Genomic DNA, 18155 nt, shown 5'->3' with positions numbered 1-18155 from the left:
TGCGGGAAATCAGCCCTTAGTTTTGCATCAGAATCAAAATCAGCCATGAAAACAAATCAAACCATGAAAAAGCAATTTCTAACACTGTTAACACTTACCACACTATTCACAAGCTGCACCGACCACGACGCGCCGACTAGCGCCACCAATTACCACCTCGACGAAACCTCGGTGGCGGAGTGGAAAGGCTTCCTCAAAACGGGTTACTTCAACGAGGGTTTCATGGAAGTGGAAAGTAACAGCCTGGTGATCGAAGGAGGAAAGGTAAAGAGCGGGGCATTTACGCTCCCGCTCGCATCGATCGTGAATCTCAACCTGCCTACCGACGAGTTGAAGCATCAGTTGGTACACCACCTCCAAAGCGCCGATTTCTTCAATATGGCGCTCCACCCGAACGTAACCTTCGAAATCATGAGCGTAGCGCCATTTTCGGGAAGCGGTGCAGGCGTGGTTTCAGGCGCTAACTTCGAGGTGACAGGACATTTAACACTGTTAGGTAAGAGCAATCCGATCAAATTCCCGGCCCGGATCGATTTGAGCGGCGACGCGTTCAAATTGGAAGCTATCACGCAGTTCGACCGCACTTTGTGGGGCATGAACTACGCCACAGAACCCGGCCTGCCGGACGAAGCGTCCATTAAGCCGGGTATCGAGGTGCACCTTAAACTCTCGGGCAACAAAATGTAGCAAACGGGCGTCTGCCAAAGACCAGGCCGCCGCGGGTTCACACCTGCGGCGGCATTACTATTTCAGAGGAACATTCCTCCCGAAACTTCGATCCGCTGACCGGTGATCCAGCGCGCATCTTCCGAGCACAGGAATGCGACCACGCCGCCGATGTCGTTCGGCTCTCCGACGCGTCCCAACGCAGTGATGCTGCTGATGAAATCGGTTAGCCCGGGATGATTATCGAACGAGTCGCTGTTAAAATCGGTGTAGATCGCACCTGGTGCTAATGCATTCACGGTAATACCCCTGCCGCCCAGTTCTTTCGCCATGTAGCGCGTGAGCGTATCGATCGCTCCCTTCATGGATGCGTAGGCGGCGTACCCGGGCGTGGAGAAGCGGGCGAGGCCGGTGGAAAGGTTCACAATGCGGCCGCCGTCCGCGAGTAGCGGCAATGCTTTTTGGGAGAGGAAATAAACGCCTTTGAAATGCACATTCAGCAGCTCGTCGAAATCTTCCTCGCTGGTTTCGGCGAATGCGGAAGGGCGGCTGATACCGGCATTATTGACGAGAAAGTCGAAAGAAGTCCGGTTCCATACGTCTTTCAGAATGCCCGAAAGCGTGGTAAAGAAGCTTTCGAAAGACTTCACATTCGCTGTATCCAGCTGAACGGCCACCGCCTTTTGCCCCAAAGCTTCTATCGCCGCTACCACTTCGTTCGCTTCCTGTTCTTTGCTTCGGTACACGACGATCACGTCGTTTCCTTTTTCTGCGAGGCGCAGCGCCATGTTTTTTCCCAAACCACGGCTGGCGCCGGTAACCAATGCTATTTTACTTACTGATTCCATCTTTTTTGTTGTTTAAAATTGATGGATCAAAGGTACCGGACACTCTCCTGGCGGATTTGCGGCTTTCAAATCAAAACTTACGAAATTCAAATCTAAGCCCTGAACGCCCGCGGACTAAGCGCCGTATGCTTCTTGAAAAGGTTATTGAAATGCGAAGCTTCCTCGAAACCGAGGCTGTACGCGATCTCAGAGACATTCCAGTCGGTATGCTTCAAAAGTATCTTGGATTCCTTGACAATGCGCTCGGTAATGAGCTCGGTGGTGGTTTTGCCGGTGATTTCCTTTAAAACCTTGTTGAGGTAATTGACATGGATCGAAAGCTGGTCGGCATAGTCTTTCGCCGAGCGCAAATACAGCTTCTGATGGGGTGGTTCTACGGGAAACTGGCGTTCGAGCAACTCGATGAAAAGTGACGAAACGCGTTTATAGGCATTGGTTTCCGTAAAAAGCGAGGTCGCAGGCTGCAACTTCTGCCCGAAATGGATCAGCTCAATTACATAATTGCGCAGCAGATCATATTTATAAGCATAATCCGACTCGATTTCCCGGAACATCTTCCTGAAAATGTATTTAATATCCTCTATCTGCTCGTCGTTGAGGAAAAAAATCGGGTTGCCGCCCGGTTTGAAAACCGGCAGCTCGCGCAGGCGCACGCCGCTGTTATCCTGCGTCAGGAAATCTTCGGAGAAAATACAAAAGAAGCCGGCCTGGTTCTCGTCCTGGGGAACATAATTGTAGGGAATCAGCGGCGTCGCAAAAAGCAATGCATTATGCTCTATATCAACCACTTTATCCGCATATTCCGCCCGGTTACGCCCGATGATGAGGCTGATTTTGTAATAAGCACGCCGGTTGTAGGGCATCACCCGGTTTTTCGCCGCCACCCGGTAAAGTTCATCGGTCCTGAAAATATTGAAATGCCCCACCTCCTTCTGAACCGGCGCCGGGATCAGCATGAAGGTGTCCTTGTAAAACTGTTCGATCGTCGCGGATTTCGTCATGGGGTAAAGTTACGAAATTCACTCATTCAAACTCTACAAACACCTCATCCGCATAGCACCACAGCCACTTCTCTCCGGGCTCGGCGGAAGAGGCCACGGGGTGGCCGGTGTGGTGGAAATGCTTGGTCATGTGCTTGGCGGGGGAGCTGTCGCAGCACAGGGTGGCGCCGCAGGTCTGGCAGGTGCGCAAATGCACCCACCGGCCGTCTACTTTCACGCATTCTTCGCAAACGAGCTCCTCAGAAACCTTAATCTCCTGAATATCTTCTATATGCTTACAAATCTCTGCCATTATACTTCGCTTAAATATTGGTGAACAAAACTGATGGACATCGAGCCCTCGCCTACCGCCGACGTCACGCGGTTCATCGCCCCCGCACGCACGTCGCCCGCGGCGAAAATGCCCGGCGAGCTTGTTTCGAGCAAATACGGGTCGCGATTCGCCTTCCAGATCTCTTTGAAATTGTCGTAATTCTTCATTTCACGGCCCGTTTCGATGAAACCCTTCTTGTTTTTGATGATTTCCAGGCCCACCCATTCGGTATAAGGCTTCGCGCCGATGAAAATGAACAGCGCGTCGGCCGGAACGATGCGCTCCTCGCTGGTATTCAAATCCACCAGTTTCAAATTTTGAAGGTGGCCGTCGCCCTGCGCTTCCACAATTTCCGTGCAGCCCAGCACAGCGATATTCTCCGTACCGGCGATCTGATCGATCAAATACGACGACATCGAGGAAGTCAAATCGTTCCTCCTGACCAGTATGTACACGTTACGCGCGAATTTCGACAAATACATCGCCGCCTGCCCAGCCGAATTACCGCCGCCGAGCACGTACACATCCTTATTACCGCACGAACTGGCTTCGGTACTGGCGGCGCCATAGTAAATGCCTTTTCCCGTAAAATCCTCAATACCACTGGTTTCCAGCTTTCGGTAATCGACGCCCGTCGTGATCACGACCGCTTTCGCATTCACCTCGTTACCATCACCCAGGACCACCGTCTTATACTTATCTTTTAACCTGATCTCCTTCACAAACTGCGGCGAAAGGAACTCGGTACCGAAACGCGTGGCCTGCGTAATCGCGCGGCGGGTAAGTTCTGCGCCGCTCAAACCGGTCGGAAAGCCGAGGTAATTCTCGATCCGAGAGCTCGTACCAGCCTGACCGCCAGGCGCTTTACGCTCGATCAATAAAGTACTTAAACCTTCCGAAGCGCCATATACCGATGCCGCCAGCCCAGCCGGGCCGGCGCCGATGATGACGACGTCGTAAATCTGTTGTTTCGTTTTGGGGTTCAGCCCGATGCGCTCCGCGATATCGATCAGCGAAGGCGTTTTCAGCAACGAACCGTCCTCAAAAATCACTGCCGGAAAATCGACCGGGCAAAGGTTATTGTTCGCGGAAATCTGCCTTCCGGATTCATTCGATTCCGCATCCAGCCAAAGGTAGGGCACCAGATTACCCGCCAGGAAGTCCTTGATTTCGTGTGCTTTGGGCGAAAACTGATAACCTATCACTTTAATACCCTTGAAATCGGGACGGTAATAGCCCTGCCAGTCGCGGAGCAGCTCGTCGATCGCCGGGTAGAGCTTTTCCTCGGGCGGGTCCCAGGGTTTCATCAGGTAGTAATCGAGCTGGACGTCGTTGATCGCCTTGATCGCCGCCTCGGTATCGGAATAGGCCGTGAGTAGCACCCTTTTCGCGAAAGGGAACATTTTCATGGCCTTCTGGAGGAAGTCAACACCCTGCATTTCCGGCATCCGCTGGTCCGAAATGAACATCGCCACCTCGTCGCCGCGGTTCTGTAATTCGAGCAGACTTTCCATCGCCTCGGCCACGGACGTAGTGCTCAATATCCTGTATTTTTCGCGGTAATGGGATTTCAGGTCGCGGCTGATCGCCCGGAGTACCTGCGGATCGTCGTCAATCGAAAATATAATGGGCAAAGCCATGGGCGCCTCTGTTAAAAAGTGAGTTGAGAATTAAAATTATCCATTAAAAGGGAAACATACCACGAACTCGGTACGCCCGGGCTGTGAATGCAGCGTTACCGTCCCACGGTGCTGGCGCACGATGCGGTTCACGACGTCGAGCCCGAGTCCGGTACCTTTCCCCACCGATTTGGTCGTAAAAAACGGGTCGAAAATCTTCGAGCGTATCTCCGCCGGCACACCCGGGCCGTTGTCGCACACGGTCACCTTCACAAACTCCTTGTCACGGCGGGTAATGAGCGTCAGTTCGGCTTCCGGCTGGCTGTCAAGCGCGTCGACCGCGTTATCGATCAGGTTCGTCCACACCTGGTTGAGCTCGCCTACCATCGCTTTCACAGGCGGTAATGTGAGGTCGAAGTCCTCCGTCACTTTGATATTGCCTTTTTTCAGCTTGTAGTTCAGCATGATGAGCGTGTTACGGATACCCACATGTATATCCACGTACTCGCGCTCGCCGCCGCGGTCCATATGCGTGAAAGTTTTCACGGAGCCCACGAGCTCGGCAATACGTTTGGAAGCCTCTTGAATATCGGCTACCATCCGCTCGGTCGTCAGGCTGTTGTTGATCCAGGTAAGGACCGGCGAAAGATCAGTGTGGTTGATTTTGGTTTTCAAATCTTCCAGGTCATTTTCCCCGACCCCGAACTCCACCAGGTTATCGGCAATATCCTCACAGCCGTCGATATGGTTCGAATCGAGCCAATCAAGGATCTCGTCCTCTTTTTCAGACCGCTTCATCATCGACAGCACCGGCCGGTTAGTATTGTTGAGCAAACTCACCATTTTATCATTCAAAAGGTCAATTTCCTCATGCGACAAATGAATAGAAAGCAGCGATTTAAATGAATCTGGCTGCATCAGCAAATGCTCTTTCAAGGAAGCCGAACTCCGCACGATCGCCGCCGCGGGGTTATTCAGCTCATGCGCGAGCCCCGCCGAAAGCTTGCCGAGCGCCATCATCTTCTCGTTCTGCTGTTCGAGCTCGGTAAACTCCCGCACGCGTGACGTCATCACGATCACGAGCGCCTGCGTGAGTTCATAATGCAAGGTTATCAGCTCGCGTAACGACTCTTTCGGAAAAGTCATCAGCTGGGCGGTTTCCAGGCAAACCCCGTAAGCAATGGCTATTTTCCCCCGCGAAAACGGCAGAATGCCCGTCACGTTACCCGGCAACAGTTCGGCGATAATCTGTTTGGTATTATTTTGAACCCGGTATAGCTCAATCCGGCCCGAGAAAATGACATGCGTACCCACCAGCGGCTCTCCCGGCCGGATCATCATATCGCCCTCCTGTAATTCATAATGCTGGCTACGGTCGATCATCCATTGCAGCTGATTTTCAGGCACCTCCTTAAAAACCTCGATGGCAAGCAAATCCTGAACACTGATATCTTTCATGAGCGAACGCAGTAATGGTGTGAGTTAACGGGCCAATTTCGAAATAAACGCGGACTTTTTCGAGCGAACCTCTTGAATGCACAACGAAATCCAGCGTTTATACGATTTCGCCGGTTACCAGGCGCGTGTAAATCTTGTACTCCGGGAGTCCGCCCGACACCTCCGAGAGGCTCACCTCCACCCAGTCGCGGTTGGCCGGGTGCACGAATGCGCCGTTGCACGCAGGAAAAAGCCGCCGCAACCGCTCAAACGACTCCGCTTCGAGGTTAATTTCCTCGTGCCCGAGCTCGGTCGACAAATAATGCCCGGTACAAAGCCCGAGCGAAGTTTCAAATTCGATTTTTACCATGCTGCCCACAATTTCCTGCTGCATGGTGTCGAGAATCACCTCCTCACGGATGTCGTCGGCGGTACCCAACGTTTCCTCCTGGTCGCCGGCGATGTCGATCCCCGGGATATCAATAACTGCCATAGGTTTCCGGTTGTTTTGGGTATTTAAAATTCAAAAACCGTTCCCGTGACCAGAAGGTCTAAGCCAATTATCGTTCGGTATGATTATTGCTTTCAAAGGCTTCACAACGAACTGAAAATGAAAGTGAAGCGAAAGATACACATCGGCACTTCGGGTTGGAGCTACAAGCATTGGAAAGGCAATTTCTATCCTGACAATGTGAAAGCCGCGGAATACCTGACATTTTATGCCCGATATTTCCCCGTTTCGGAGATCAACAACAGCTTCTATAAGCTACCTGCGAAAGAGATTGTGGCGAAATGGGTAGATACGGTGCCGGAAGGTTTCCTTTTTTGTCCCAAAATGAGCCGATACCTCAGTCATTTAAAGAAACTCCGCGATCCGCAGGAGCCGTTGGAACGGTTTTTCAACATTTTCCGGCCGTTTCAGGAATACCTTGGACCGGTCCTCATTCAGCTACCCGCCAACTCCCGGTTCAAAGCGGAGGTCGCGGAGACATTTTACGAGGAAACAGACCGGTACGACGACTTCCGTTTTGCACTCGAAGTGCGGCATCCGTCGTGGTTTTCGGAAGAAAGCATTGGATTGATGAAAAGTCATGGCATTACGCTTGTCTTCTCGCAAGCCGACCGTTTACCCTACCACGAAGAAATCACCGCCAAAGATATTTACCTCCGTTTCCACGGCCCGACAACCCTGTACAGCTCCTCCTATTCCGACGACGTACTGGAAGACTACGCCGAAAAATTCGCCGCCTGGGCCGACGACGGTCACGAGGTTTGGGCATTTTTTAATAACGATATAGGAGGTCACGCGGTGGCCAATGCGATGAAGTTGCAGGAACGAGTCGACGCCCTGACGGGTGTAATGATTGAATGAGTGAATGGTCCAGTCATTCAATCATTCACACATTCAATCATTCAATCATTCAATCATTCAATCATTCAATCATTCAATCATTCAATCATTCAATCATTAACAATTCCCAGCCATGTCTCTCTCCAAATACAACGAAAAACGGTCCTTCGACAAAACGCCCGAGCCGAAAGGGGGCAAAGCCGAAAAAGAGGCGCTCATTTTCGTGATCCAGAAACACGACGCCAGCCGTCTGCATTATGATTTCAGGCTGGAAATGGACGGCGTGCTCAAAAGCTGGGCCGTACCGAAAGGCCCTTCCACCGACCCGTCGGTGAAGCGGCTGGCGATGATGGTGGAGGACCATCCTTACGATTACAAGGATTTCGAAGGCATCATTCCCGAAGGAAATTATGGCGCCGGAACGGTAATGGTCTGGGATTTTGGCACTTATGAGCCATTGGAAGAGGTGGAGGGCAAGTTGAAAGAGGTTAAAGGCAAAAAGGCGCAAGAGAAACTGCTACGAAAAGAGCTGCACTCGGGCTCCATAAAAGTCCGGCTGAACGGCAAGAAATTGAAAGGTGAATATGCATTGGTAAAAACGACAGGCATGGCGGAAAATGCCTGGCTGCTGATCAAGCACCGCGATAAATATGCTTCGGGGGACGATATTACGGAAAAAGACCGCTCAGCCGTGTCGCGGAGGACGCTTGCAGGCATCGAGAAAGAGGGTGATGCGGTTTGGGAAAGCAACCACGAAGAGAAAAAATCCTCCAAAAGCACGAAAACAAACGCCGCTACTAAAAACAAAGCTTCCAAAACCGAAGCCAAAGACCCCGCGGAAGACGCAGCGACAGAAAAAAAAAGTCCGGACGTCGACATAGCGGCCATTCTGAAAAAGGGTAAAAAACAAAAGTTTCCGGACGACCTGCAACCGATGCTTGCCACGCTCGTGGACGGGCCTTTCGACGATCCGGGCTGGGAATACGAGGTCAAATGGGACGGGTACCGGGCATTGGCATACCTGAATAAAGGCGAGGTGAGCCTGCAATCGCGGAACAAAAAATCATTTAACGACAAGTTTTACCCGGTTTACCAGCAATTGCAGGAGTGGAAAATCAATGCGGTAATCGATGGGGAAATTGTGGTAATTAATGAAAAAGGCCTTTCCGATTTCAATGCATTGCAAAACTGGCGGAGCGAGGCCGACGGCGAGCTGGTGTACTATGCCTTTGATATTCTCTGGATGGAGGGTAAAAGTCTCATGCACTTGCCGCTGAGCGACCGAAAGGCTGTTCTGCAAAACATTGTCGATGAAAACAGCCCGGTACAACTCGGTTACAGCGTCGAAGCAGATGGCAAAGCGTTTTTCGAAGCAGCTCAGAAAATGGGTTTGGAAGGTATCATTGCCAAAAAATCCGACAGCGAGTACTATTCCGGCATCCGCACGCGCGACTGGCTGAAAATCAAAATTAACAAGCGGCAGGAAGTGATTATTGCAGGTTATACATTGAATGAAGGTTCTTCGAAACTTTTCAGCGCATTGCTGCTCGCCGCTTATGAAAAAGGCGAACTGCATTATGTCGGCAAAGTCGGCACGGGTTTCAAGGAAAAACAGCAGAAGGAAATGCTGGCGCTTTTCAAACCTTTGGTTATTAAAAAAAGCCCGTTTAAAGAAACGCCCGATTACAACAAACCCTCGCGCTTCCGCCCGAACCCGCCACACGCGAACGCGACCTGGCTGAAACCGGAGCTGGTATGCGAGATCAGTTTTACCGAAATCACAGCCGATGGCGTGTTCAGGCATCCATCGTTCGAGGGAATGCGGGAGGATAAATCCGCAAAGGAAGTGGTGCGGGAAGTGGAAAAACCGGCGGAGGAAGTCGTGGATGACGCGGAAAATACCGGTAAAGAGATCAGCAAAAAGCCCGGTAAAACCAAACGAAAAACCCTTTTGAACCCGAAAGAAGAAACACAGGTCCGGAAAATCGACGGCCACGAAGTGAAATTTTCGAATTTGGGTAAACTTTACTGGCCGGACGATCAAATACAGAAACGCGAGCTGATCAACTATTACTACCAGGTGGCCCCGTTCATCCTGCCCTATCTCGAAAACAGGCCGCTTTCACTCAACCGTTTTCCGAACGGTATCAAAGGCAAGAGCTTTTACCAGAAAGACGTCACCGGCAAAGTCCCGGAATGGATCGAAACGACCCCTTACACTTCCGAAGGCGAGCACAAGAACTTCATGCTCTGCAACGACGAGGCCACACTGCTTTACATGGCCAACCTGGGCGCCATCGACGTAAACCCCTGGAACAGCCGGATCGAAACACCCGACAACCCCGACTGGTGCCTGCTCGACCTGGACCCCGACACCAGCAACACATTCGAGCAGGTGATCGAGACCGCACAGGTTATAAAAGGCCTTCTGGATTCGCTCGGCGTACCTTCCTACTGCAAAACCTCCGGCTCCACGGGGCTGCACATTTACATTCCGCTCGAAGCAAAGTACAGTTACGACCAATGCCAGCTCTTCGCCGAGTGGGTAGCGGGCCAGGTACAGCACCAGCTCCCGGATTTCACCAGCGTGGAGCGCATGACCAAAAACCGCAAAGGCAAACTCTACATCGATTATCTTCAAAACCGCCCCAAAGCCACGCTCGCTGCGCCTTATTCCGTCCGGCCGAAACCCGGCGCCACCGTGTCCATGCCCCTGCATTGGGACGAGGTGAAAAAGGGACTACAACTGAAAGACTTCACCATTCACAACGCCATCGATCGCATTCAGCGCGAGGGCGACCTCTTCAAACCCGTTTTGGGCAAGGGAATAGACCTGGAAGAGGTAATAGGAAAAATGGATGTGACCGCCGGGTAAAAGTCAAAATCCTCCTAGTTTTTATCAATAAATAACCACCGAACCCCTCGTTGTAGTAGTAATGTAGGGGTGATTTTTCCGTGAAAACATTTCACTTGTGCAATATGAGGTAGTAATGTAGTAATGCATTGCTACCCGGCTGCCTACCTGTGCCTCTACCTTTGTCGACGATACGCAAGTATTACTTTTTCAATAATTAATTGGGCAAAGATCATTTGCCGGATCTACTAAATTTTTAATACTAACATTTATGAGCAAAAAATTTGTACTATTATGTAGTGTGCTGATGCTATATGGCCTGGTACAGACCGCCCTGGCCCAGAGCAGGGTCGTGAAGGGCAAAGTGTCGGTCAAAACGAAGGGCGAAGAGCTGGTAGGCGCTACGGTGGTAGTAGAAGGCACCAACTACGCGACGATCACCGATGCGACCGGTAATTACTCGATCGAGGTGCAGCCCAACTCCGTCCTTGTAGCTAGTTTCATCGGCATGCTCACCCAGAAAATCACCGTGGGGAACCAATCCGAAATCAATTTTGAACTGGAAGAATCTATCGACAACCTCACCGAAGTAGTCGTGGTAGGTTATGGCGCGCAAAAGAAGAGCGTGGTCACCGGCGCTATTTCCAGTGTAAAAGCCGCCGATTTAGAGTCTATGCCGATTAACCGACTGGAAGAAGCATTGCAGGGCCGGACTTCCGGCCTTACAATCGCTTCGAACTCCGGCCAGCCCGGTTCGGCCGCAACGGTACGTGTACGCGGGGTCACCACACTGAACAACAACGACCCTTTGTATGTCGTGGACGGAGTTGTAGTGGATAATGGTGGCATCGGCTTTCTGAATCAGTCTGATATCGAGTCGATTGAAGTATTGAAAGACGCTGCTTCTCAGGCCATTTACGGTGCGCGGGCCGCTGCGGGGGTAATTTTGGTTACCACTAAAAAGGGCAAAGCGGGCGGTATCCGTGTGAATTATAATGGCTATATCGGCGTGCAGGCACCAGCGAGAAAACTCGACCTGCTGGACGCAACTCAATATGCGACGATCCGCAACGAGGCGGCCGTCAATGCAGGACAAGCGGCTCCATATGCCAATCCAGTGGCATTCGGCAAGGGCACCGACTGGCAGGACCTGATCTTCAACAACAGCGCCAAGCGCCAAAACCACGAGCTGAGCATTAGTGGTGGTTCAGAAAAGTCAACTTTCTATCTTTCATTGGGTTACCTCAACCAAGAAGGTATTGTTGCGACGGATATTTCCAAATACAAAAGGACGAGCATTCGCTTGAACTCGGAGCATAAGCTGGCCAAATGGCTCACATTCGGGCAAAATCTCGGTTACGCCCATGACAAATCGGTGGGACTGGGCAATACCAACAGCGAATTCGGTGGTCCGTTGAGCTCCGCCATTAACCTCGACCCTATTACACCGGCGGTGATCACTGATCCTGCGGTGGCGAATGCGGCGCCTTACACCAACAAAGGCATTCGTCGCGATGCGAATGGCAACCCTTACGGCATTTCGCAGGCAGTGGGCCAGGAAATGAGCAACCCGCTTGCGTATATCCAAACCCGTTTAGGCAATTACAGCTGGTCCGACAACATCGTAGGCAATGCCTACCTGATGGCCGAGCCGATCAAAGGCCTGCAATTGAAATCGACGATCGGCAGCAAACTGGCATTCTGGGGCAATGAGAGCTTCACCCCTATTTCGTGGCTGAATGCGGCTTCGGTAACTTCCCAAACCAGTTTCAACCGCACCAACAACCGCCGTTTCGATTACAATTTGGAAAACACCATTTCCTACACCCGCCCATTCGGTCTGCATAATCTGAATGTGCTTTTGGGACAAGGTGCTTACCTGGACAATAACACGAGAATGACCAGCGTGACGTTCTTCAACGTTCCTGCCGACAATTTCGACGACGCTTCCCTGAACTTCAAAGTACCTGCCGACCAGCGTAACTCCGACGGCTCCGAGGGCGCAAATCACACTGTGAGTTCACTTTTCGCCCGTTTGAACTACGATTTCGACGAGAAATACCTCGTACAGGCATTGGTTCGCCGCGATGGTTCTTCCCGCTTCGGCTCGAATCATAAGTATGGTGTGTTTCCTTCCTTCTCGTTGGGCTGGGTACTCTCGCGTGAAAAGTTCTTCCCGACCAACAATGCGGTTAACTTCCTGAAATTCCGCGGCGGTTACGGCGTGGTGGGTAACGACGGTATCGGCGACTTTGCGTACCTCTCGACCATCGGGAGCGGCCGTAACTACACCATCGGTACCTCGGGCAGCTACATCATCGGGTACAGCCCCAATGCCCCTGCGAACCCGGATCTGAAATGGGAACAAACCAGCCAGACCAACATCGGTTTCGACGCTACGATTTTCAATAATGTGAATGTGACTTTCGAATGGTTTAAAAAAGCGACCAAGGATATTCTGCAAAACCCGCGCATTCCGGGCTATGTAGGCGCTATTTCAAACCCGGCAGCTAACATTGCCGACATGGAAAATACCGGTGTGGAACTCGAACTCGGCTTCCGCAAGCGTCTCGGCCAGGTTGATTTCTCCGTGAATGGAAACGTTTCCTACATTAAAAACGAAGTAACCAACCTCGGTAATGGCGTGCAGTACCTCTCTGGCGGCGCGAGCTTCCAGGGCGCTCCCCCGATCACACGTACGCAGGTAGGCCAGCCGATCGGTTCGTTCTTCGGCTACGTAAACCAGGGCATTTTCCAGACGCAGGAAGAAGTGGATTCGCACGTTTCCGCCGAAGGCAAGAAAATCCAGCCAAATGCCAAACCGGGCGATTTCAAATGGCAGGACCTGAACGGCGACGGTACGATCACCGAAACCGACCGTACGTTCATTGGTAACCCTACTCCGAAATGGAACTACGGCTTGACTTTGAATGCGGCATACAAAGGTTTCGACATCGTGGTATTTGGCCAGGGCGTTGCCGGTAACCAGATCTTCCAGGGCCTCCGCCGCCTCGATATCGCCAATGCCAACTGGCAGACGGACGCCCTCGACCGCTGGACAGGTCCGGGTACTTCCACCACTTTCCCGCGCATCGTGAACGGCGACCCGAACAAGAACTTCCAGAACCCGTCGAGCTTCTACCTGGAAAAAGGCGACTTCTTCCGCTTGAAAACGCTGCAAATCGGCTACTCGTTGCCGAATTCGATCATCAGCAAAGTGGCGATGAAAAAGGCACGTGTGTATGTGATGAGCCAGAACCTGTTTACCCTCACCAAATACACCGGCTACGATCCCGAGATCGGCGGAAGCGTGCTAAGCATCGACAAGGGCATTTACCCGCAGGCGCGCAGCTTCATGGTAGGTTTGAACATTGGTTTTTAATTGATTAATACGAATAAGATGAAATTGAGATATAACAAATTCGTGACTGCCCTGGCATTTACCGCCGGTTTGCAGCTCATGTCCTGCTCCGACAGCTTTCTCGACGTGAAACCCAAAGGGCTGAACCTCGAAGCGAACTATTACCGCAACCAGGAAGAGGCATTCAACGGCCTTGTAGCCGCCTACGACGTGGTGGGCTGGCAGGGTAACGGCTACGTTTCCACGATCGCAACGATGAATGCGGCTTCCGACGACCATTTTGCAGGCGGCGGCGGCCCGAGCGACATCATGGATTTTCAGGTCATTTCCAACTATACCCTAAACCCGACCACCGGACCACAGGGAGAACTATGGAGAAAGGGCTTCTCGGGCGTGTTCCGCACGAATTCCATTCTCGAAAAACTCCCTGCGGTGCCGATGGATGAAACGCTGAAAAAGCGCTACACGGCCGAAGCTAAATTCCTGCGCGGGTATTTCTACTTCGAGCTGGTAAGGTTGTTCAAGAACGTGCCGCTGTTTACCCGCACCATTTCCACACAGGAAATGTACGACGTGCTCCAAGCTACGCCGGCAGAAGTTTACGCACAGATCGAAAAGGATTTGTCGGAATCAGTCGCGGACTTGCCGGTTACGATTAATGTAGCAACGGAAGGCGGACGCGTAGGGCAAGGCGCGGCGCATGCGATTTTAGGTAAAGTGTATTTGTATCAAAACAAATTCGCGCAGGCAGCCCAGGAGCTGGCGAAAGTGAATGGCACGCCGGGCGGCACCAATACCTACGGCTACAAGCTGCTCGACAATTTCGGCGACCTTTTCAAGACGAAGAACAAGTTCAACAGCGAGTCTATTTTTGAATTGTCCTATACCAATACTTCCGCAGGCGGATGGAGCTGCGTGTCGTGTACGGAGGGTAATGTAATGAACATCATCACGGGCCCACGGGGCTACAACCGCAAGTCGGATGCCGCGCCGGACTACGTTTCGGGATGGAGCTTTCTGCCGGTGACGCCGTCGCTATTCGAAGCGATCCATTTCGATCCGCGTTACAAAGCAACCGTTGCCAACCTTGACAGCCTCGAAAAAGCGGGCGCCGTGGCCTATGAGAAAGGTTATATGAATACCGGCTATTTCCTCGAAAAATTCGCGGGACGGCAGTCAGACCGCTGGACCGGTGCCGGCGCCCCCGAGCTGAACTTCCCGCAGAATATGTACGATACCCGCCTGGCCGACACCTATTTGCTCGAAGCCGAAGCCCTCGTACGCGGTGCAGGCGACCTCACCCGCGCAGCCGCGCTCCTGAATGCGGTACGCGCACGGGTAGGATTGAAACCGGTAGCAGCGACGTTTGAAAACATCAAAAAAGAACGCCGTCTCGAACTCGCGGGCGAAGGCCACCGCTGGATGGACCTCGTACGCTGGGGCGACGCGGCTACCGTGCTCGGACCGAAAGGCTTCGTGGCAGGCAAGCATGAAATTCTTCCGATTCCTTTGCTGGAAATGGAAAACACGAAAATCGAGCAGAGTAAAGAATGGGGAGGAACAAGGTAGCGTTTCCTTACCCAGATCAGAAAGGCTTGGAGCTTTGCTCTAAGCCTTTTCTTTTGCCTCGTCTATATGAAATCCGAGGAAGAAGTTGAACATATTCACTTCGGTAGGCAGCTGTAATTTTTTGCGCAGTCGGTAGCGGCTCACCTCCACCCCTCTCAGCGAAATGTTCATGAGCTGCGCGATTTCCTTACTGGAAAGATTCATACGCAGGTAGGCACTCATTTTCAGCTCATTGGCCGTAAGGTTCGGGTATTTTTCTTTCAATGCAATGAGGAAATTGCTGTGGACACTGTCAAAATGCTTCGAGAACTGGCCCCAGTCCTTGTCCACCTTGTTTTCGTCCCCCACTACCTTGATCATCTTTTTCAGATCGTCGTTAATCTTATCGTCCTCGGCACTTTTGGTAATTTTAACCAGATCCGTTTTGAGCTTCGAAAGCAGCTCCGCCTTTTGCACCAGATGCATGGCGGAGGTAGCCAGGTCGGTGTTTTTGTGCAGGATTTCGGCTTCCAGCTTCTCGTTTTTGAGTTTGATAATCTCTTTCTCGCTCTTTTCCAGTTCCAGCTGATGCAGGTATTGGAGCCGTTTCTGCTCTTCCAAATGCATTTGTTGCTGTTGCAGGAAACGTTTTTCCTGCCATTTGTAAAAGAGCCACGCACATCCCAGGATCAACAAACCATACACAAGGTACGCCCAGATCGTCTGGTACCACGGCGGCAGGATCACAAACGAGTAACCCGCTATCGCAGATTCGCTCCCGAAGTTATTCCGCGCTTTTACTTTGAATGTATAATGCCCCGGCGGCAAATGCGTGTACTCTTTCGCACTCCGCGCCGACCAGTTCGACCAGTTGCTGTCAAACCCTTCCAGGAAAAAGGCATATTCAATGCTGGATTGCTGGCTGAACAATGTAGAAGAGAATTCAAATCCTACTGAATTCAAGCGATTCGCAATGCGTGGTACCTGGTTGTCGGACTGCTTTTTAACCTCATTAATTTCTCCAAAATACCCCCCGAAAAGCAGCGAATCGGTGCCGAATGAACGCATGGCGCTGATCTGGACGTCGATATGGCTTTTGGTCTGTTTGTATTTTTTGTAATTGATATGAAAAATACCCTTTTCACCACCTATCAGGATGTTTTCTTCATTTAAGGGGTGAATGTATTCAAAGCCGGACACCATTTTGTGGTTGATCTCGGGAAGGAAAATGATCTTCGGATTGCCGCCGCTCATGTCGACCACGCCGAGCTCCTTTCCCCGCACAAACCATACATTACCGTCCTGATCTTCTTTGAGATAGCGTACACCGAGGTTCTTAAATATCCCGTTGTAGTAGGCCGACGCCGCGAACCGGTCGGCAGCGGCATTGTATTCGTAAATACCTTTTTCGGTGGCTACCAGGATCTTGTTTTTGACTTTGTATATATAATTGTGGTTCAGCGAAAGCGGCAATCCGTCCTTGTGCGTGTACAAACGTGCGCGAGACTTTTCATCGTCCGACAGCGTAACCTTGTACACGCCGCGGTAAGGGTGCGACGTCCAGATCACATTTTCCTCGCGTGCGTCCGTGCACAGGAAGCGCGCGGCCACATCGAAGCCGGGAACCCCTCCGGCAGGCCGGAATGCATGACCATCATATTCCAGGAAATTGATCCCATTATAGTTTCCTACCGCCACCTTTTTGACCGGATAAATGCGCGAAAGCGGCAAAAAGCCCCAGAAACCGTTCCGCTTTTCGATCGTCCGGGCCTGGTTACCCTCCACCTCGAAAATGCCCTCGTGATGCGCCATCAGCAGCCGCCCGTTGAGCTCCGCAAGTCCCCACACCTGCCCGCGTGAGTTTGCCACGCTGGTGAATGTGCCCTTGACATAACTCAGGTCATTGAACTGCCCCACCGCCACCGAATACAAGCCATTAGAGGTCCCCACATACAGACGGTCCTTGTAAATCACGGATGCATAACCTGCCTCGTCTTTCGTGGCCGCCGGGTACATCGTCTTAATGGCGTTGTCGTAAGCGATAAAATCGATACCGTTATCGAGTCCCAGCCACAGGTTTTTATCCTGGTCGCGGAAGACGCTCAGCACATTGTTGTTCTGCAAACCGTCGGCACGGGCGAAGCGGTGTACGAATTCGCCCTCATTGGTGACGATGTAACAACCGCCGAGGCTCGTAGCAAGGGCGATCAGCTTGTCGTTCACCCGCGTCGCCGCATAGATCCGCTCGCTTTTCACCTGATCGATGAATGCGGATTGCAGGCGCGTGGCCCGGTCTCCGGAGAGCCGGTAAAGGCCGGCGTCCATGGTTACCAGCAGAGAAGTTTGTTTATCGACTGGTAACAAGCCCGTTGTGAGGTATTCGGAAGGCAACTCGCCGGCGGTGATCCAGGGAATCCAGCGGCCATTATCATACCGTAGCAGGCCGCTCGCTGCATCCTGCGCCACGGCTATGCCATTGCAAACACCCATGAAGCGCCAATGCGAACCGCCGTTGAAAACACTAACAGCATTGTCTTCATATACGAAAATGCGATTGCTGGCCCTGAAAAACACGCTCCCGTTCAGCACGGCCACATTCCAGATATCGGCAAAGCTGTGGTCGCGCTCATGCACAAGATTCCGCAGCGAAACGTAATGCAAAACCCCGCGCGCGTCGGGCGTGAAATAGCCGAACTCATTCTCGCCTCCGATGTAAATGCGGCCATCCGTCCCGATTTCCAGCGAGCGAACCTTCGTTTTATTAGGTAATGGGTAAGTACGCCAGTAAATGCCGTCGAAAGTGAGCAACCCCTCGTTGTTGGCAAAATACATCATGCCATTCCGGCCCTGTCGGATTGCCCAGTTCTGGGTACCGGCGTGGTAGGTTTGTTTGGAATAATTGACTACCTCGGGCAATCCGATCGTATTCTGCCCATGCAGCTGTCCGCAAAAAACGATCAGAAACAGGACGAAGGTAACTCGTGTCCTATTCCGGCATTGCAGTACACCGATGAGCGGATTGACGTAGTGACGGGCCACGTCAGGGCAATTATTTCGCAATTTTGTCAGGTTGTTGTAGTAATGTAGTAGCCCGCAATGCACGTTGTTGTGCAGGTTCCCCTACATTTGAACTCGCAATATATTACATTATTTTCAG

12 protein-coding genes are annotated in these 18155 nt (G+C 51.9%); 5 read left to right on the top strand and 7 right to left on the bottom strand.

Translation table 11 applies throughout. The features are described from left to right. Positions 1–63 precede the first annotated feature (63 nt). The gene (locus BMW93_RS18165; RefSeq protein WP_229240566.1) at positions 64–687 is read left to right on the top strand and encodes a YceI family protein; all 624 of its coding nucleotides are present in this window, start codon (positions 64–66) and stop codon (positions 685–687) included. A 62-nt stretch (positions 688–749) separates the two neighbouring features. Here BMW93_RS18165 and BMW93_RS18160 read toward each other — a convergent pair whose 3' ends face one another. From BMW93_RS18160 to BMW93_RS18135, 6 genes are all read right to left on the bottom strand, one after another. Next, positions 750–1514 (bottom strand): SDR family NAD(P)-dependent oxidoreductase, encoded by a 765-nt coding sequence (locus BMW93_RS18160; protein ID WP_090379351.1) that lies wholly within the window; start codon positions 1512–1514, stop codon positions 750–752. A 92-nt stretch (positions 1515–1606) separates the two neighbouring features. Next, positions 1607–2515, bottom strand: coding sequence for an AraC family transcriptional regulator (locus tag BMW93_RS18155; protein ID WP_090379348.1), 909 nt, complete (start codon positions 2513–2515; stop codon positions 1607–1609). A 22-nt stretch (positions 2516–2537) separates the two neighbouring features. Continuing rightward, positions 2538–2807, bottom strand: coding sequence for a UBP-type zinc finger domain-containing protein (locus BMW93_RS18150; protein ID WP_090379346.1), 270 nt, complete (start codon positions 2805–2807; stop codon positions 2538–2540). Beyond that, a complete protein-coding gene (locus tag BMW93_RS18145; protein WP_090379342.1) occupies positions 2807–4468 on the bottom strand; it encodes an FAD-dependent oxidoreductase in 1662 nt (553 codons plus the stop codon). Before BMW93_RS18145 ends, BMW93_RS18150 begins: the two co-directional genes overlap by 1 nt. Positions 4469–4504: 36 nt before the next feature. After that, positions 4505–5905 (bottom strand): ATP-binding protein, encoded by a 1401-nt coding sequence (locus BMW93_RS18140; protein WP_090379340.1) that lies wholly within the window; start codon positions 5903–5905, stop codon positions 4505–4507. Between the two features lie 97 nt (positions 5906–6002). Next, positions 6003–6377, bottom strand: coding sequence for a hypothetical protein (locus tag BMW93_RS18135; RefSeq protein WP_090379338.1), 375 nt, complete (start codon positions 6375–6377; stop codon positions 6003–6005). Between the two features lie 117 nt (positions 6378–6494). Here BMW93_RS18135 and BMW93_RS18130 point away from each other — a divergent pair, with 117 nt between their 5' ends. The 4 genes from BMW93_RS18130 (at position 6495) to BMW93_RS18115 (ending at position 15019) form a co-directional block, all read left to right on the top strand. Beyond that, positions 6495–7256 (top strand): DUF72 domain-containing protein, encoded by a 762-nt coding sequence (locus BMW93_RS18130; protein ID WP_090379335.1) that lies wholly within the window; start codon positions 6495–6497, stop codon positions 7254–7256. Between the two features lie 112 nt (positions 7257–7368). Then, positions 7369–10110: a DNA ligase D gene (gene ligD / locus BMW93_RS18125; RefSeq protein WP_090379332.1), complete on the top strand. Its 2742-nt coding sequence runs from the start codon at positions 7369–7371 to the stop codon at positions 10108–10110. Between the two features lie 250 nt (positions 10111–10360). Continuing rightward, positions 10361–13471 carry a TonB-dependent receptor gene (locus tag BMW93_RS18120; RefSeq protein ID WP_229240564.1) on the top strand — a complete coding sequence of 1037 codons (3111 nt, stop codon included), beginning with the start codon at positions 10361–10363 and terminating at the stop codon, positions 13469–13471. 18 nt (positions 13472–13489) lie between these two features. After that, positions 13490–15019, top strand: a complete 1530-nt coding sequence (locus tag BMW93_RS18115) for a RagB/SusD family nutrient uptake outer membrane protein (protein WP_090379860.1) — start codon at positions 13490–13492, stop codon at positions 15017–15019. Positions 15020–15058: 39 nt separating this feature from the next. Here the strand turns inward: BMW93_RS18115 and BMW93_RS18110 are convergent, their stop codons facing one another. Continuing rightward, positions 15059–18037, bottom strand: a complete 2979-nt coding sequence (locus BMW93_RS18110) for a triple tyrosine motif-containing protein (protein WP_090379326.1) — start codon at positions 18035–18037, stop codon at positions 15059–15061. Between the last annotated feature and the right edge of the window lie 118 nt (positions 18038–18155).

The sequence above is a fragment of the Dyadobacter sp. SG02 genome, from assembly GCF_900109045.1.
Lineage (GTDB): Bacteria > Bacteroidota > Bacteroidia > Cytophagales > Spirosomataceae > Dyadobacter.
This window is presented reverse-complemented; position numbering and strand designations above follow the sequence as displayed.

Coding starts and splice junctions, on each gene's coding strand:
- BMW93_RS18165 (WP_229240566.1), top strand. CDS start 64: ATGAAAAAGCAATTTCTAACACTGTTAACACTTACCACACTATTCACA.
- BMW93_RS18160 (WP_090379351.1), bottom strand. CDS start 1,514: ATGGAATCAGTAAGTAAAATAGCATTGGTTACCGGCGCCAGCCGTGGT.
- BMW93_RS18155 (WP_090379348.1), bottom strand. CDS start 2,515: ATGACGAAATCCGCGACGATCGAACAGTTTTACAAGGACACCTTCATG.
- BMW93_RS18150 (WP_090379346.1), bottom strand. CDS start 2,807: ATGGCAGAGATTTGTAAGCATATAGAAGATATTCAGGAGATTAAGGTT.
- BMW93_RS18145 (WP_090379342.1), bottom strand. CDS start 4,468: ATGGCTTTGCCCATTATATTTTCGATTGACGACGATCCGCAGGTACTC.
- BMW93_RS18140 (WP_090379340.1), bottom strand. CDS start 5,905: ATGAAAGATATCAGTGTTCAGGATTTGCTTGCCATCGAGGTTTTTAAG.
- BMW93_RS18135 (WP_090379338.1), bottom strand. CDS start 6,377: ATGGCAGTTATTGATATCCCGGGGATCGACATCGCCGGCGACCAGGAG.
- BMW93_RS18130 (WP_090379335.1), top strand. CDS start 6,495: ATGAAAGTGAAGCGAAAGATACACATCGGCACTTCGGGTTGGAGCTAC.
- ligD (WP_090379332.1), top strand. CDS start 7,369: ATGTCTCTCTCCAAATACAACGAAAAACGGTCCTTCGACAAAACGCCC.
- BMW93_RS18120 (WP_229240564.1), top strand. CDS start 10,361: ATGAGCAAAAAATTTGTACTATTATGTAGTGTGCTGATGCTATATGGC.
- BMW93_RS18115 (WP_090379860.1), top strand. CDS start 13,490: ATGAAATTGAGATATAACAAATTCGTGACTGCCCTGGCATTTACCGCC.